Source organism: Rhodococcus sp. T7, assembly GCF_009872365.1.
Classification (GTDB): domain Bacteria; phylum Actinomycetota; class Actinomycetes; order Mycobacteriales; family Mycobacteriaceae; genus Rhodococcus_F.
In genome coordinates, this window is sequence record NZ_WXYH01000326.1 from 39191 (window position 1) to 54388 (window position 15198).

General features: G+C 69.2%; 14 protein-coding genes and 1 other RNA gene. 7 read left to right on the forward strand and 8 right to left on the reverse strand.

The genetic code is table 11. The annotated features are described in order from the left end of the window. Positions 1-2: 2 nt before the first annotated feature. The 4 genes from MLGJGCBP_RS27345 to MLGJGCBP_RS27360 form a co-directional block, all read right to left on the reverse strand. The gene (locus MLGJGCBP_RS27345) at positions 3-965 is read right to left on the reverse strand and encodes an endonuclease/exonuclease/phosphatase family protein (RefSeq protein WP_160099401.1); all 963 of its coding nucleotides are present in this window, start codon (positions 963-965) and stop codon (positions 3-5) included. Beyond that, positions 962-3976 carry a bifunctional [glutamine synthetase] adenylyltransferase/[glutamine synthetase]-adenylyl-L-tyrosine phosphorylase gene (locus MLGJGCBP_RS27350; protein ID WP_160099437.1) on the reverse strand — a complete coding sequence of 1005 codons (3015 nt, stop codon included), beginning with the start codon at positions 3974-3976 and terminating at the stop codon, positions 962-964. The genes MLGJGCBP_RS27345 and MLGJGCBP_RS27350 overlap by 4 nt, the downstream gene beginning before the upstream one ends. Positions 3977-3984: 8 nt before the next feature. Further along, a complete protein-coding gene (gene glnA, locus MLGJGCBP_RS27355; RefSeq protein ID WP_005247775.1) occupies positions 3985-5325 on the reverse strand; it encodes a type I glutamate--ammonia ligase in 1341 nt (446 codons plus the stop codon). Between the two features lie 116 nt (positions 5326-5441). Further along, positions 5442-7010: an alpha/beta hydrolase gene (locus MLGJGCBP_RS27360; protein ID WP_160099403.1), complete on the reverse strand. Its 1569-nt coding sequence runs from the start codon at positions 7008-7010 to the stop codon at positions 5442-5444. A gap of 183 nt (positions 7011-7193) precedes the next feature. Between MLGJGCBP_RS27360 and panB the strand changes: the two genes are divergently transcribed. From panB to pip, 3 genes are read left to right on the forward strand one after another with little or no spacing between them, the layout of a single operon-like run. Then, a complete protein-coding gene (gene panB / locus MLGJGCBP_RS27365; RefSeq protein ID WP_087562172.1) occupies positions 7194-8063 on the forward strand; it encodes a 3-methyl-2-oxobutanoate hydroxymethyltransferase in 870 nt (289 codons plus the stop codon). Positions 8064-8103: 40 nt separating this feature from the next. Then, entirely contained in the window at positions 8104-8562 is a 459-nt protein-coding gene (locus MLGJGCBP_RS27370) for a hypothetical protein (RefSeq protein ID WP_160099405.1), read from the forward strand. A 7-nt stretch (positions 8563-8569) separates the two neighbouring features. Further along, complete coding sequence (gene pip, locus MLGJGCBP_RS27375; protein WP_160099407.1) at positions 8570-9535, forward strand: prolyl aminopeptidase; 966 nt, start codon at positions 8570-8572, stop codon at positions 9533-9535. A gap of 4 nt (positions 9536-9539) precedes the next feature. Here pip and MLGJGCBP_RS27380 read toward each other — a convergent pair whose 3' ends face one another. Together MLGJGCBP_RS27380 and MLGJGCBP_RS27385 are read right to left on the reverse strand one after the other, a co-directional pair. Beyond that, complete coding sequence (locus MLGJGCBP_RS27380) at positions 9540-10940, reverse strand: RNB domain-containing ribonuclease (RefSeq protein ID WP_160099409.1); 1401 nt, start codon at positions 10938-10940, stop codon at positions 9540-9542. 30 nt (positions 10941-10970) lie between these two features. After that, positions 10971-11156: a hypothetical protein gene (locus MLGJGCBP_RS27385; protein WP_087562169.1), complete on the reverse strand. Its 186-nt coding sequence runs from the start codon at positions 11154-11156 to the stop codon at positions 10971-10973. Positions 11157-11567: 411 nt separating this feature from the next. Between MLGJGCBP_RS27385 and MLGJGCBP_RS27390 the strand changes: the two genes are divergently transcribed. The 3 genes from MLGJGCBP_RS27390 to MLGJGCBP_RS27400 are packed head-to-tail and all read left to right on the forward strand — an operon-like array spanning position 11568 to position 13076. Next, positions 11568-12014, forward strand: coding sequence for an FAS1-like dehydratase domain-containing protein (locus MLGJGCBP_RS27390; RefSeq protein ID WP_087562168.1), 447 nt, complete (start codon positions 11568-11570; stop codon positions 12012-12014). Continuing rightward, positions 12011-12430, forward strand: coding sequence for a MaoC/PaaZ C-terminal domain-containing protein (locus MLGJGCBP_RS27395; RefSeq protein ID WP_160099411.1), 420 nt, complete (start codon positions 12011-12013; stop codon positions 12428-12430). The genes MLGJGCBP_RS27390 and MLGJGCBP_RS27395 overlap by 4 nt, the downstream gene beginning before the upstream one ends. Positions 12431-12452: 22 nt before the next feature. After that, on the forward strand, positions 12453-13076 hold the full coding sequence (locus MLGJGCBP_RS27400; protein ID WP_087562166.1) for a LysE family translocator: 624 nt from the start codon (positions 12453-12455) through the stop codon (positions 13074-13076). Between the two features lie 61 nt (positions 13077-13137). On the opposite strand, the gene MLGJGCBP_RS27405 is transcribed toward MLGJGCBP_RS27400, so the two are convergent. Continuing rightward, positions 13138-13941, reverse strand: coding sequence for an alpha/beta fold hydrolase (locus MLGJGCBP_RS27405; RefSeq protein ID WP_160099413.1), 804 nt, complete (start codon positions 13939-13941; stop codon positions 13138-13140). 226 nt (positions 13942-14167) lie between these two features. Continuing rightward, positions 14168-14604, reverse strand: an RNA gene (gene rnpB / locus MLGJGCBP_RS27410) — RNase P RNA component class A. A 60-nt stretch (positions 14605-14664) separates the two neighbouring features. On the opposite strand from rnpB, the gene MLGJGCBP_RS27415 reads away from it, so the two are divergent. Next, positions 14665-15192: a DUF1697 domain-containing protein gene (locus tag MLGJGCBP_RS27415; RefSeq protein ID WP_179220500.1), complete on the forward strand. Its 528-nt coding sequence runs from the start codon at positions 14665-14667 to the stop codon at positions 15190-15192. The last annotated feature ends 6 nt before the right edge of the window (positions 15193-15198 follow it).

A 15198-nucleotide genomic window follows, 5' to 3' on the forward strand; every position in this document is an offset into this window, starting at 1 on the left:
GGTCAGCCGCCGAGGGTGATCCTCGCGACGAGGCCCCGGTGATCCGAGCCCGTCAGCACCACCGATTCCACGGACTGCGCCTGCGCCCCGCTCGTGACGATGTGATCGATCGCGATCATCGGCGGAAACGGCTGCCGGTCGGCGGGATACGTGTTCTGAATTCCGGCACCGACCTGGTCGGCGGCATCGCGGTAGCGTCCGGTGACGAGGTTGCGGTACTTGACGTGGTCGCGGGTGGAGTTGAAGTCGCCACTGACGATGACGGGTCCCGAGTCGGCGGGGACGGCGTCGAGAATGGCTTTGATGCGGTCCATTTCGCGTGACCACAGCGACGGATCCGACGGCCACGGCGGGACGGGGTGGAACGCGTACAGTGCCGTGCTCGCGCCGTCCGGGAGTTCCACCCTGGCCGACAGTGCGGACAACACGAACTCCGAGTGGTGGACCGTGTCGGTCAGCGGGTACCGGCTCCAGATCCCGGTTCCCTCACCGCCGCCGCCGGGCACGAGAAACGAGTACGGCAGAGTCGATTCGAGGCCCGCGGCCGCCAACCGGTCTACGGCCTCCGGCGTCAGTTCGTTGACGGTGAGCACATCGACGTCGCGGTCCCGGATCTGCCGGACGAGGGAGTCGGCGTCCGCGTTGCCGAGCCAGATGTTGGCCTGCATCACGGTCAGTTCCGGCCCGGACGCCGGCACCGAATTCGCCACGTACAGCGGGCCCTGCGACAGGGTGGCCACCGCGGCCACGGTCAGCGCGACCCCGAACCCGATCCAGTGCCGGGTGATTCCCAGCAACAGCACCCCGACCGCGGCGGCCGCCATCAGGTAGGGCGCCGCGGACGCCAGTACGAGCAGACGCTGATTCTGGACGTCGAGGAATCGCAGCACCACACCGAACACGCCGACGAGCACCGCGAGCCACCCGAGGGCGATCAGTGCCCGCGCCCCCCAGGTGGCGATCACTCCCCGAAGACTCTCTCCACCACAGCCTTGGCCCGCCGGGTCACCCGCAGGTAGTTGTCGAGGAACTCGCCGGCGTCGCCGCCGCCCCAGCCGGCGATCTGCGCGACCGCGGACAGGACGCGTCCCGACCCGGGTAGCTGATCGGTGGCCTTGCCGCGGACGAGGACGAGGCAGTTGCGGGCCTTCGTCGCCGTGATCCACGCGTCGCGCAGCAGTTCGACGTCGGACTCGCTGAGCAGCTCGGCGGCACCGATCGCGTCGAGTGTCTCGAGGGTGGACGTGTTGTGCAGCGACTCGATCTCGTGGGCGTGCCGGAGCTGGATCAGCTGCACGGTCCATTCGATGTCGGCGAGACCGCCGCGCCCGAGCTTGGTGTGGGTCGCGGGGTCGGCGCCGCGCGGCAGCCGCTCGGAGTCGACGCGTGCCTTGATGCGCCGGATCTCGCGGACCGCCTGGTCCGACACGCCGCCCTCCGGGTAGCGGGTCTTGTCGATCATGTGCAGGAAGCGCAGACCCAGGTCGGCGTCGCCGGCCACGTGGTGGGCGCGCAGCAGCGCCTGGATCTCCCAGGCCTGCGCCCACTGCGCGTAGTAGGCCTCGTAGGACGCCAGCGTGCGCACCATCGGGCCGCTGCGCCCCTCCGGCCGCAGACCGGTGTCGACCTCGAGCGGCGGATCGGTGCTCGGCGCTCCGAGCAGGGTCCGCACCTTGTCGCCGATGCTGTTGGCCCACTTGACGGCGACGGTCTCGTCGATTCCCTCGCGCGGCTCGCACACGAAGAGCACGTCCGCGTCCGAACCGTAGCCGAGTTCACCGCCGCCGAGCCGGCCCATCCCGATCACCGTGAACGTCGCGGGAGCGGGCGTGCCGAGTTCCTTCTCGCTCGCCTTGGTCACGGCGGCGAGGGCGGCGTTGAGCACGGCCGCCCACACGGACGACAATGCCTTGCACACGCCCGGCACGTCGAGCATGCCGAGGATGTCGGCGGACGCGATGCGGGCCAGTTCGTAGCGGCGCAGGGAGCGCGCCGCCGCGATCGCGCGGGCCGAGTCGTCGTGGCGTGCCGACGCCGTCAGGATGCCGCGGGCGACGTCCTCCGGCTTCGACTCCAGCAGTCGCGGTCCGGCCGGTGAATCGGCGAACAGCCGCACCACGTCCGGCGCCTTGATCAGCAGATCGGGAACGTAGGCCGAGGATCCGAGCACGGTCATCAGCCGCTCGGCGACCGAGGCCTCGTCGCGCAGCAACCGGAGGAACCAGGTCTGATCGGTCATCGCGTCCGACAGCCGCCGGTACGCGAGCAGGCCCGCATCGGGATCCGGTGTGTCGGCGAGCGATTCGAGCAGGGTCGGCAGCAGCAGCGCCTGGATGCGGCCCTTGCGGGATGCACCGCTGGTGAGTGCGGTGAGGTGGCCGAGCGCGTTCTCCGGGGCGGTGTAGCCCAGCGCCGCGAGCTGGCGGATGGCCGCGTCCGGGCTCAGCCGCAGCGCCTCCTTGTCGATGCGCGCCACCGATTCGAGCAGCGGCCGGTAGAACAGTTTCGCGTGCAGGCGCCGCACCCGGTGCGCGTTGCGTTTGATCTCCGCGTTGAGAACGCCGAGCGCGTCCTTGCTGCCGTCGGGTCGCATGTGCGCGGCCCGTGCCAGCCAGCGGAGCGCTTCCTCGTCGTCGGCGGGCGGCAGGGTGTGCGTGCGGCGCAGCTTCTGCAACTGCAGCCGGTGCTCGAGCAACCGCAGGAACTCGTAGGACGCGGCCAGGTTCGCGGCGTCGTCGCGGCCGACGTAGCCGCGGGCGGCGAGTGCGGTCAGCGCGTCGATGGTGCTCTGGACGTGCAGCGCCTCGTCGGCCCGCCCGTGCACGAGTTGCAGGAGCTGGACGGCGAACTCGACGTCGCGCAGGCTGCCACGACCCAGTTTCAGTTCCCGCTCGCGCAGTTCCGGGGGAACCATCTCCTCCACCCGGCGGCGCATCGCCTGCACCTCGGGCACGAAGTCCTCACGCTCCGAGGCGGTCCACACCATGGGGTTGAGGGCGTCGGCGTACTGCTGTCCGAGCGCGGCGTCGCCGATCATCGGACGGGCCTTGAGCAGGGCCTGGAACTCCCAGGTCTTCGCCCAGCGTTTGTAGTACGCGACGTGCGATTCGAGGGTGCGGACGAGTTCCCCGCGCTTGCCCTCCGGCCGCAGCGCGGCGTCCACGTCGAAGAAGGCCGACGACCCGATGCGCATCATCTCGCCGGCGATGCGGCTGGCGATCGAGTCGGCGGGTTCGGCGACGAAGACGACGTCGACGTCGCTGACGTAATTGAGTTCGCGGGCACCGCACTTGCCCATGGCGATCACGGCCAGCCGCACGGGGCACGGGGCGTCCGGGCACACGGCGGCGACGGCCACCGCGAGGGCGGCGTCCAGTGCCGCATCCGCCAGATCGGACAGCTGATGGCCGACAGTCTGGTACGGCAGTACCGGTTCGTTCTCGACGGTCGCCGCGAGGTCGACGGCGGCGAGCAGCATCAGTTCGTCGCGGTACGTCTTGCGCAGCGCCGCGATGGCATCGGGTCCGGTGACCTTCGCCCGGTACAGGTGGGCGTCCGGGTGGGCACCCTCCTCGGGTTCGGCGCCGACCGCGGCCATCATCGTGGCGGTCGCCTCGTCCTTCGACGGCAGGCGGACGTCGCCGGCGAGGATCTTCCAGGACGCGGGGTCCGCGACCAGGTGGTCGCCGAACGCGCTGGACGCACCGAACAGCCCGAACAGCCGGCCGCGCAGGCCCTTGTCGGTGCGCAGTGCCGCATCGAGTTCGGCCCAGCCCTCGCCGAGCCCTTCCTTCAGGCGCACCAGGGTGCGGAGGGCGAGGTCGGCGTTCGCGGCCCGCGACAGCGACCACAGCAGTTCGATGCTGTCTTCACCCACCCAGCCCAGCTCGCGGAGTTCGGACGGAGCGGTCGGCTCGACGAGACCCAGACGACCCGGACCGGGAACGGCAGAACGCGCTGCCGGAGGCTTCACCATGCTCTTGCTCACAACCCCAGATACGTCTTGAGTTCGAACGGCGTCACGTGGCTCCGGTACTCCTCCCACTCACGCCGCTTGTTGCGCAGGAAGAAGTCGAACACGTGCTCGCCGAGGGCTTCGGCCACCAACTCCGACTTCTCCATCTCGCGCAGTGCGCCGTCGAGGTTGCCGGGCAGCTCGCGGTAGCCCATGGCGCGGCGCTCGGCCGACGTCAGCGCCCACACGTCGTCCTCGGCCTCGGGAGGCAGTTCGTAGCCCTTCTCGATTCCACGCAGACCTGCGGCGAGAAGAACGGCGAACGTCAGGTACGGGTTGCAGGCCGAATCTGGGCTGCGGATCTCGACGCGGCGCGACGATGCCTTGTTCGGCGTGTACATCGGGACGCGGACCAGCGCCGACCGGTTGGACGGGCCCCAGGACGCCGCGGTCGGGGCCTCGCCGCCGTGGATCAGGCGCTTGTAGGAGTTCACCCACTGGTTGGTGACGGCGCTGATCTCGTTGGCGTGCTCGAGGATGCCGGCGATGAACGCCTTACCGGTCTCCGACAGCTGCATCGGATCGTCCGGGTTGTGGAAGGCGTTGGTGTCGCCCTCGAACAGGCTCATGTGGGTGTGCATCGCCGAGCCGGCCTGATCGCTGAACGGCTTGGGCATGAACGTCGCGCGCACGCCCTCGGCGATCGCGACCTCCTTGACGACGTACCGGAACGTCATCACGTTGTCGGCCATCGACAGGGCGTCCGCGTACCGCAGGTCGATCTCCTGCTGGCCGGGAGCCGCCTCGTGGTGACTGAACTCGACGGAGATGCCCATCGACTCGAGCGCGTCGATCGCGTGGCGGCGGAAGTTGGGCGCGGAGTCGTGCACGGCCTGGTCGAAGTAGCCGCCGGAGTCGGCGGGCTTCGGCGGGGTGCCGTCGATCGGCCCGTTCTCGAGCAGGAAGAACTCGATCTCGGGGTGCACGTAGCAACTGAAGCCGAGATCGCTGGCCTTGTTCAGTTGGCGGCGCAGCACGTGCCGCGAATCCGCCCAGGACGGCGAACCGTCGGGCATGGCGATGTCGCAGAACATGCGGGCGGAATGCTGATGCCCCTTGCTCGAACTCCACGGCAGCACCTGGAACGTGGAGGCGTCCGGCTTCGCGACCGTGTCCGCCTCGGACACCCGGGAGAAGCCCTCGATGGCTGATCCGTCGAAGCCGATACCTTCCTCGAAGGCACCTTCCAGTTCCGCGGGGGCGATCGCCACCGATTTCAGGTACCCGAGAACGTCCGTGAACCACAATCGGACGAACCGAATGTCGCGCTCTTCGAGGGTGCGAAGCACGAATTCCTTTTGGCGATCCATGTCCGCGAGAGTAAGCAAAGTTCGTTAAATCTGTGTTACTTCGTTGATTCGACTGTTCCGGATTCCGCATCGGGCCAGCGTGCGGGCACCTCGGGCGATCCCGTCACAGGCGCGGCTCAGCACGTCAGGTCCGCGGGCGGCGCCGCGAGGTCGACGAGATAGTCCGTGACCGCGTCGTCGACGCACGCCTCGCCGTCGAGGACGACGGTGTGCTGGGTTCCCCGGTACGTGACGAGCGAGCCGTTCATCTGCTTCGCCAGATCCACGCCCGCCTGGTACGGCGTCGCCGGGTCCTCGGTCGTCGACACGACGACGACCGGCGGGATTCCCGGCGCGGACACGGTGTGCGGCGCGCCCGTGTTCGGCGCGGGCCAGAACGCGCACACGTCCAGCGGCGCGTTGCCGGTGCCGCGACCGTCGTCGAGGAACGGCGCCGCCTGGCGGTACCGCACGTCCGCTTCCCCGACGACTGCACGATCGGTGACGGGCGGATCGTCCATGCAGCGGATCGAATTGAAGGCGTCATTGAGGTTGGAATACGTGCCGTCGTCGGCGCGCCCCTCGTACAGGTCCGCCAGCATCAGCAGCGAATCACCCGTCCCCGTCTGCAGGCTCTCCAGCCCGCCACGGAGCGGGCCCCACAGGTTCGGCGAATACAGCGCCTGCTGGACACCGGTGATCGCGTCGGTGTAACTGAGTCCGCGCGGGTCGGTGGTCGCGGCGGGCTTGCCGATCAGCGGGTCGACGAGCGCCCGGAACCTCGCGTTCGCCTGCGCCGGGTCGGTGCCGAGCGGGCAGTCCTTCTGCTGCATGCACTCCGCGGCGAACGCGTCGAACGCGGACTGGAATCCGGCGGCCTGCAAGATCACTTCCTGCGTCGGGTCCTGCTCCGGGTCGAGGGCACCGTCGAGGACCATCGCACGCACGTTGCCGGGGAACGTCTCCGCGTACGTGGAGCCGAGCCGGGTGCCGTACGAGTAGCCGAGGTAGTTCAGCTTCTCGTCGCCGAGCACCGCCCGGATGACGTCCATGTCGCGCACCACGTCGTTCGTGCCGACGTGGGCGAGGACGTCGACACCGGTCCGCTGCGCGCACTTGTCGGCGTAGTCGCGGTTCTCGGCTTCGGTGCGCGCGATTCCGGCGGGACTCATGTCGACGTCGTCGTCCTTGCGCCTCGCGTCCACTTCCGCCGGCGTCAGGCAGGTCACCTTCGGGGTGGACGCGCCGATGCCGCGCGGATCGAAACCGATGACGTCGAATCGCTCCGCGATGGCGGTGCCGTCGGCCACGGACGCCAGCCCGATACCCGACGCCCCGGGGCCGCCCGGGTTCACCAGCAGCGATCCGATCTTGTCGCCGGTCGCCTTCGAGCGGGAGACGGCGATCTGCGCGGTGGCTCCGCCCGGATTCGCGTAGTCGTTCGGCACCGTCACCTCGGCGCAGTCGAGCGTGTCCCCGAGTGGGGACCCATCCGTGCTGAACCCGTCGCACGAACCCCACTGCATCTGCTGCGTGTAGTACTCCTCGAGCCCGGCGGGGATCGGTCCGGCCGGAGCGGCCTCGGCCGCCGACGGTTCGGCGACGGCCTCACCGGTGCCCTGTACGCCCCCCGCACAGCCTGCGACGACAAGGACGACGGCGATGCACCCCGCGAACGCGGCCGGTACCCGAGCACTCTTCGACATAGGACGATCGTGCCAGGGGTTCCGCGCCGAAGGGCCTTCCCGCAGGTCAGAGACCGGACAGCAGGTGTGACCCATTGCACCCGCGCGACCCCTTCGCTCCCCCGCCCGCCGGTGGCAGACTGTAGGCGTCATCACCCGCACCCGGGGACCCGTCAAGGGCCTCGAGGCCAGAAAGGGACAACGATGTCCGATAGCAAGTCGTCCGCGAGCACGTCAGAAGATCGGCTCTACGGATCAGCACCATCGCACGACGTTCCCAAGCGCAAGACCCGGATCCACCACCTGCAGGCCATGAAGGCCGAGGGCGAACGCTGGTCGATGCTCACCGCATACGACTACTCCAGCGCCCGCATCTTCGAAGAGGCCGGAATCCCGGTCCTGCTCGTCGGCGACTCGGCCGCCAACGTCGTCTACGGATACGAGACCACCGTCCCGGTCACGATCGACGAACTCCTCCCCCTCGTTCGCGGCGTCGTCCGCGGAGCGCCGCACGCCCTCGTGGTCGCGGACCTGCCGTTCGGCAGCTACGAAAGCTCCCCGGAGCAGGCCCTCGCGTCCGCGACCCGGTTCATGAAGGAAGGGCTGGCCCACGCGGTCAAGCTCGAGGGCGGCGAGCGCGTCGCCCCGCAGATCGCCGCCATCACCGCGGCGGGCATCCCCGTCATGGCCCACGTCGGATTCACCCCCCAGAGCGTCAACTCGCTCGGCGGTTTCCGCGTGCAGGGCCGCGGCGACGCCTCCGAGCAACTGGTCGCCGACGCGATCGCCGTGCAGGAGGCCGGCGCGTTCTCCGTCGTGATGGAGATGGTGCCCGCCGAGATCGCGGGCCAGGTCACCCGCAAGCTCACCATCCCCACCGTGGGCATCGGAGCGGGCGCCGAATGCGACGCCCAGGTCCTGGTGTGGCAGGACATGGCCGGCTACACCAGCGGCAAGACGGCGAAGTTCGTCAAGCGCTTCGGTAACGTCGGTGACGAGTTGCGCAACGCGGCCGCCGCATACGCGGCCGAAGTGCGCACCGGAACGTTTCCGGCGGAAGAGCACAGCTTCTAGGTCGTCCTCGACTCACCGGGCCGGCACACACTCGAGGGGGATGTTCATGGGACAGCGACGCGTGCACGGCTCCGGACGTCGTCACCGCCTGGCCGTCGCCGCGGCCGGGACGGTGGCGGCTGCGACGCTGGTCACGGGGTGTGCCGGACCGAGCCCCGCCCCCGCGCCCGGCACCACGGCGCCCCCACCGGCGACCACCGTGGTTCCCGGCACTGCCCTGGTGCCGGGCGGGGTCACCGAGGCGCAGGCCGCCCAGTTGTGCACCGACCTCGAGGGTCAGTTGCAGAGTTGGCGCACCTACACCCCGACGATCGGGAAGACCGGGTTGAACGGCCTGGTCGGCACGTGGATCGCGAAGAACAACCTCAACGGGCTCGACTTCCTGCAGGACCGGGCCCGGATCGACGCCATCACGACAGCCGCCTGCCCCGACATCCGGCAGCAGGCGACCACCGCGCTGGAGATCCCCGACCTGGCGTCCGGCCTGATCGGGTTCTGAGGCCGAAGTGAGCCAGTTGCGCACGCTGTACCCGCCGCTCGAGCCGTACCAGTTCGGGCACCTCGACGTCGGCGACGGTCAGCAGATGTACTGGGAGCAGAGCGGCAACCCCGACGGGAAGCCGGTGGTGTTCCTCCACGGCGGGCCCGGCGGCGGCACCGACCCCGCGCAGCGCCAGTTCTTCGACCCGCAGGTGTACCGGATCGTGCTGCTCGACCAGCGCGGATGCGGGCGTTCCACACCTCACGTCGCCGACGGGGCCGATCTGTCGGTCAACACCACCGGCCGTCTCCTCGGCGACATCGAGATGCTGCGTGAACACCTCGGCATCGACCGGTGGCAGGTCTTCGGCGGGTCGTGGGGCTCCACCCTGGCACTCGCCTATGCCCAGAAGCACCCCCGCCGGGTCACCGAACTCGTGCTGCGCGGCATCTTCCTTCTGCGCCGCAGCGAGATCGACTGGTACTACAACGGCGGTGCCGGACACCTCTTCCCCGAACTGTGGGAGGAATTCCTGGCGCCGGTGCCGGAGCCGGAGCGCGGCGGGGACCTCGTCGAGGCGTATCACCGGCTCCTGCACTCCGACGACCCCGACGTCGCGACGCGGGCCGCGGTCGCGTGGTCCACGTGGGAGGGCGCGACGAGTTCGCTGCTCCCCAAACCGGAACGGGTGGTGGAGACGTCCCAGCCGCGGTTCGCGCTGGCCTTCGCCCGCATCGAGAACCACTACTTCCACCACCGCGGATTCCTGGACGAGGGTCAGTTGCTGCGGGACGCCGCCGCGCTGGACGGCATTCCGGGCGTGATCGTGCAGGGCCGCTACGACGTGGTGTGCCCGGCGGCCAGCGCGTGGGCCCTGCACCGGGCGTGGCCGGATTCCCGGCTCGAGATCGTCGACGACGCGGGACACTCCGCGATGGAACCGGGCATCGTCCACCACCTGGTCACCGCGACGGACCGATTCCGCACCTGACTCGCTATGCGGGATAACCGAATTCGACGGTCCGCTTCGCGACGTCGGCGGAGACGAGTCTGATCTTCACCTGCTCGCCCTCGGCGGGGTCGCCCACGCATTTGGCCATCACCGACACCGACGGGACGAACACGTCCGCGGTGCGTTTGCCGTTCCGTGACCGCAGCACGGTCGCGTCGAACGTCTCCCCCACCCGGTCGGCGAGTACGGTCGCCTCCGTGAGGTCGATGCAGGCCCGGTCGATCTTGCTCGCGAGGGAATCCGAGCCACCCATGATCTCGGGCATCGATCCCAGGGCGTCCCGCGCCCAGGACGGCACCGGCGTTCCGGCGGACACGGCCAGGCACACCTCCGTGGAGTACCGGTCCGAGAGCCGGCGCAGCGGCGCGGTCACGTGGGCGTAGGGCGCGCCGATGGCGGCATGGGAGGTCAGTTCCGGCAGGGTTCCGTCGAACGCTGCGTAGTCGGCGCCCCGCAGCAGCGACGGCGCCTCGGTCATCAGCACCAGCGTCGACGCCGAATTCGGGTCCAGCCCCGCCAGGAGTGCACCGACGCCGACGCTCTCGGGCCAGTCGACCCCCAGTGCCGCCGCCGTCCGCCGCAGCGCCCCGACCGCGTCCGGCCCGGCAGGCGGCAGGGTGCGGAGTAACCCGATCTTCGCGTCGAGCATCATGGCGGCCGCACACATTCCGGTCAGCAGCGAGACCTCGGCGTTCCAGTCGTCGGCCTCGGTGCGGGGTGCGAGGTCGACGCGCCAGCTGTCGCCGTCCGGCACCACTTCCTGCTCGGGGAGCCGGAGTTCGATCGCGCCGCGCGCCACCGCCGCCGCCGTGCGGAGCCGGCCGAACTCGGGCAGCGGCGCAATGGACGGATGCAGTCGTCCCGCCTCCGCATCGGCCTGCACACCGGCGTAATCGAATCGGGCCACGGACCGCACCGTCGCCCGGGACACGGTGCAGGACAGCGGCTCGGCCGACTCGTCGAGTTCGATCCGCCACACCACCGCCGGGCGGTTCACCCCCGGGAGGAGGCTCGCCGATCCCTCCGAGAGTTCCTGGGGATGCAGCGGCACCTTGCCGTCGGGGAGGTAGAACGTCTGCCCGCGTTTGCGGGTCTCCACGTCGAGCACCCCACCGGGCTCCACGACGGCGCCGACGTCCGCGATCGCGTAGTGCAGGACGAATCCATCGGCTGTCCGCTCGAGGTGCAACGCCTGATCGAGATCCATCGAATCCGGCGGATCGATGGTGACGAACGCCAGATCGGTGCGGTCCTCCCGTCCGGACGCGAACCGGTCGGACGCCGTACGCGACTGCGCGAGCGCCGCGGGCGGATACCCGTCCGGCAGGTGGAACTCGGTGCGCACGGTGCCGAAATCGATTCCGCGCGCAACGAAACGACTCATCGGCACCTCACGCACACCCTTCCCGTAACGCTAGTTGTTCCACTCCTCGTCGGCCCGGTCCGCCGCCTTGTTCCGCTCCGCTGCGATCTGCAGTGCCTTCTCCGCCGCCGCGCGGTCGGGGTACGGGCCCATCCGCGTCATCGAGGATGCCGCCTTTCCCTGTGTGACGGTGCCGTCCTCGACGTTGTAGTACCAGAGGTGATCTTCGTCAGTCATGTCCTCAGTGTGGCACCGGTGGGACGTGTGGGGTTGTGGATCACGCTCAGACTGTTACCCTCGGAGTCCTGTCCGGTGATACGGTCTCCGGCGCCGGTCAGTGCGGTGCCGATGGCTCGTTCTTCCCGTGCGCAGTGCCCGAACAGAGAATGGAGCGAGCATGTCGACGATCATTTTTGATCAGCTACTTCCCTACCTCGGTGCCGAAGGCGCCTCCTACTGGGCCCAACTGCTGATGGTCGATCCCGTCTGACGGTTGTCGATCAGTCGATACCCCGAAGCCCCCGCCGGACACCTCCGGCGGGGGTTTCGTCGTAGGCGGGGGTTTCGGGGTATCAGGGCAGGCACGCCCGCAACCCATTCGTGACGCTTCGCCCTGCCCGGCGGACCGCGCGTCTCTAGGCTGACGTGATGGGAGTGAATCCGGAGATCGAGGGTCGTGTCTACCCACCGACCGAGCCCTACCTCGTCGGCCGCGAGAAGATCAGGGAATTCGCCCGCGCCGTCTTCGCCACCAACCCCACGTCGTTCGACGTGGACAGCGCCCGCGCCGCCGGTCACGCCGATCTCGTTGCCCCGCCCACGTTTCCCGTCATCGTGCAGGAGCGGGCACTCGCGCAACTGGTCGCCGATCCGACGTCGGGTATCGAACCGGTCAATCTGGTGCACAGCACCGAGCACGCCACGTCCCACCGCCCGGTCGTCGCGGGCGACGAACTCTCCGCCGTCCTCACCGTCACGCACGTGACCTCGCGTGGTCCGCACACCCTGCTCGTCGCCGACATCGAGATTCTCGACGCCACAGGCGATCACGTGAGCACGATGACGTCGACGCTGTTCGTCAGGGGGGCGGAATGACGTCCCCGCGGCGAATCCTGCTCGGCGACACCGTTGCCAAGGCCCGGTATCACGTGACCCGGGAATCCCTGGTCCGCTACGCCGGGGCGTCCGGTGACTTCAACTCCATTCACTATCGCGACGACATCGCCGACGCGGTGGGCCTTCCCGGCGTGCTGGCCCACGGGATGCTCACGCTGGGACTGGCGACGCAGTGCGTCGTCGACTGGCTCGGCGATCCGGCGCTGGTCACGGGGTACCGCGCGCGCTTCACCAAGCCGGTGATCGTGGACCCGGATCAGGGTGCGGTGGTCGAGGTCGTCGCGAAGGCCGCGGAGGTCGACGAATCCGCGGGCACCGCGAGGATCGACTTGACGGTGACGTTCGACGGGCACACCGTGCTCGGCAAGTCCCAGGTGTGGATTTCACTGCGCTGACCACACGCGACATACTGGGCCGATGATCGGTGTGGTGGTGACAGCGTTCGCGGTACTCGGGCTTCTGACCGTGATTCCCGGTCCGGACATGGCGGTGGTGACCCGCGCCGGACTGTCCGGCGGGCGCAGCGCCGCGCTGCGGGCCACGTTCGGCGTCGTCGCCGGGTTGATGGTGTGGGGCGCGCTGACCGTCGTCGGGCTCGGTGCCGTGCTCGCCGCGTCCGCGGAGGCGTACACCGTCGTGAAGATCGTCGGCGGGATGTACCTGGTGTATCTGGGGCTCTCCACCCTCTGGCGCAGCCGGACACGACCCCGCGCCGCCCGGACCGCGCCGGCGCCGGTTCCGTCCTCGGGGTCGAGTTGGCGGGCCGGGTTCCTGACCAACCTCCTGAATCCCAAGATCGCGGTGTTCTACACCGGCCTGCTCCCCCAGCTCGTCCCGCCCGGCTGGCCGACCGCCCCGAGCCTGGCCCTGCTCGTGCTGGTACACGGGCTGCTCGGGATCGTCTGGCTCGGGGCGTACAGCATCTTGCTGACCCGCGCGCGCACCACGCTGGAGAAGCCGTCGGTGCGGAAAGTCCTCGACCGGATCACCGGAACCGTCCTCTTCGGTTTCGGCGCCGTGGTCGTCGCCGAGGCGCGGTAGCGCCGATTTGTCACAGAGGCGCGTTAGCGCCGACGGTATCACTGAGGCGCGTTAGCGCCGGTCAGTTCGCGGGGTCGCGGGAACTCGCCGCGCTGCCGCCGAGCAGGATCGTGCTGATCAGGTTCGGGTCGTCGGTCATCGGGACGTGCCCGATGCCGGGCAGGATCAGAATTCGCGCCTGCGGGAACACTCTGCGCACCCGTCGCGCCTGGTAGACCGGCAGAATCAGGTCCCGCCGCCCCCACGCCACGGTGACCGGAACCGACGCGTCGACGACCGGCGGGAGGTCGAACGAGGCCGTGAGCCCTTTGTCGACCAGGGCGTTCGTGGCCAGCGACTGTGCGTCGATCACGGCGTCCTCGTAGCGCACCCGGCTGGGCCGAGCGAAGAAGGCGGCGAGGGAGGGATAGCGGACGGCTCTGTATCGCAACGCCTTCGGAGTGTTCGGGCCCAGCGCCCGGGTGACTCCGCGCAGCGCGCGGAACGTGTAGATGGTGCGGGCCTGATCGGCGTGATTGACGAAGAAACCGGCCGGTGAGAGTGCCGTGGCCGAGGCGACCTCGCCGCGGGCGGCGAGGGCGAGCGAGAGCCAGCCGCCGAGCGAGTTCCCGGCGATGTGCGGCCGTTCCCCGGCAGGGGTCACCGAGCGGACGAACCCGCTCAGTTCCTCGACCAGTTGGTCCATCGTGTCCGCGCCGTCTTCGAGTGCCGCCGATTCGCCGTGTCCGGGAAGGTCGACGGTGACCACCCGCCGATAGGGTGTCAGCTGGTCGAGGAGGACGTTCCAGGCCTGCCTGCGGTGCACCACCCCGTGCACGAGTACCAGGGTGGGGCCGGAACCGGCGATGTCGTGAGGCAAGTCCATGGGCAGATGTTACCGCTATCGTGAGTAACATCTACCGTTCTCGATATCGTCGGCGAGGGGCCCCATCGCCCACGGACGTGGACGACGGGCCCCGGCATCGACCCCGATTCGGGTCAGTCGGGCCGATGCGGGAAAAACACTAACCGGTCTGTTTGTTACTCGCCAGTCAGGGCCGTGACCAGGCGTCCAGCCGCACGCGACAGACCCCGCAGGCGCAGAATTGAGGCGGACGAGTTGGCGTGTAAGCCGGATCCTGTCCCCGGCGCCGAAGCGCCGGGTGGCGACCATCCATCTGGGCACACCGTCGCCGGGTACCTCGAGCGGTTCACCCGCAGGCTCGGGCGAGCAGCCCTCGAACACCTGCGCAGCCGCACCGGATCCCGGAGGAACCGATGCGGCCTTCAACCTTGCTCCGGGCGGGGTTTACCTAGCCACCCCGGTCACCCGGGGTGCTGGTGCGCTCTTACCGCACCGTTTCACCCTGACCGACACCTCATCCCGGAGGATGTGGCGTCGGCGGTCTGTTTTCTGTGGCACTGTCCCGCGAGTCACCTCGGGTTGCCGTTAACAACCGCCCTGCTCTGTGGAGTCCGGACTTTCCTCGACTCGGGGCCTGCGCACTGATGTGCTGGTTCCCCGTGCCGCGGTCGCCCGGCCAACTCGTCCGCCCGATCAGCCTACAGTTCGCGCGAACGTGTCATGCCGCCGCACTATGGTCTGAGCATGACCCGATACGCCGCCCTCCTGCGCGGTATCAACGTGGGCGGCATCAACATCAAGATGGCCGACCTCCGCAGCACCTTCGCCGAGCTGGGATTCGAGAACGTGAAGACCGTCCTCGCGTCGGGCAACGTGCTCTTCGATTCCGACCGCGACGACGTCCCCGCACTGAAGAGTGAGATCGAATCCGCGCTGCGCGCCGACTTCCACTACGAAGCCTGGGTTTTCGTCCTCGACCTCGACACGATCCGGAAGATCGTCGACGACTACCCGTTCGACCCCGAGCGAGAAGGCTGGCACCCGTACGTGCTGGTGACTCCCGACCCCGAGGTCCTGGACACGCTGCTGCGGATCCGGGACGACCTCGATCCGGACGTCGAACGCGTGCAGGCCGGAGACGGCGTCCTGTACTGGGAGGTCGAACGCGGCATGACGCTGAAGAGCAAATTCGGCAAGAGCACCGGCACCCCCAAGCTCAAGGCCTTCACCACCACCCGGAACCTGCGCACCCTCCACAAGCTCCTGAAGTGACCCGCC

Excerpts from the sequence above, each read along its gene's own strand:
- MLGJGCBP_RS27350 (WP_160099437.1), bottom strand. The coding sequence starts at position 3,976 with ATGGTGAAGCCTCCGGCAGCGCGTTCTGCCGTTCCCGGTCCGGGTCGT.
- glnA (WP_005247775.1), bottom strand. The coding sequence starts at position 5,325 with ATGGATCGCCAAAAGGAATTCGTGCTTCGCACCCTCGAAGAGCGCGAC.
- MLGJGCBP_RS27360 (WP_160099403.1), bottom strand. The coding sequence starts at position 7,010 with ATGTCGAAGAGTGCTCGGGTACCGGCCGCGTTCGCGGGGTGCATCGCC.
- panB (WP_087562172.1), top strand. The coding sequence starts at position 7,194 with ATGTCCGATAGCAAGTCGTCCGCGAGCACGTCAGAAGATCGGCTCTAC.
- MLGJGCBP_RS27370 (WP_160099405.1), top strand. The coding sequence starts at position 8,104 with ATGTTCATGGGACAGCGACGCGTGCACGGCTCCGGACGTCGTCACCGC.
- MLGJGCBP_RS27380 (WP_160099409.1), bottom strand. The coding sequence starts at position 10,940 with ATGAGTCGTTTCGTTGCGCGCGGAATCGATTTCGGCACCGTGCGCACC.
- MLGJGCBP_RS27385 (WP_087562169.1), bottom strand. The coding sequence starts at position 11,156 with ATGACTGACGAAGATCACCTCTGGTACTACAACGTCGAGGACGGCACC.
- MLGJGCBP_RS27390 (WP_087562168.1), top strand. The coding sequence starts at position 11,568 with ATGGGAGTGAATCCGGAGATCGAGGGTCGTGTCTACCCACCGACCGAG.
- MLGJGCBP_RS27395 (WP_160099411.1), top strand. The coding sequence starts at position 12,011 with ATGACGTCCCCGCGGCGAATCCTGCTCGGCGACACCGTTGCCAAGGCC.
- MLGJGCBP_RS27400 (WP_087562166.1), top strand. The coding sequence starts at position 12,453 with ATGATCGGTGTGGTGGTGACAGCGTTCGCGGTACTCGGGCTTCTGACC.
- MLGJGCBP_RS27405 (WP_160099413.1), bottom strand. The coding sequence starts at position 13,941 with ATGGACTTGCCTCACGACATCGCCGGTTCCGGCCCCACCCTGGTACTC.
- MLGJGCBP_RS27415 (WP_179220500.1), top strand. The coding sequence starts at position 14,665 with ATGACCCGATACGCCGCCCTCCTGCGCGGTATCAACGTGGGCGGCATC.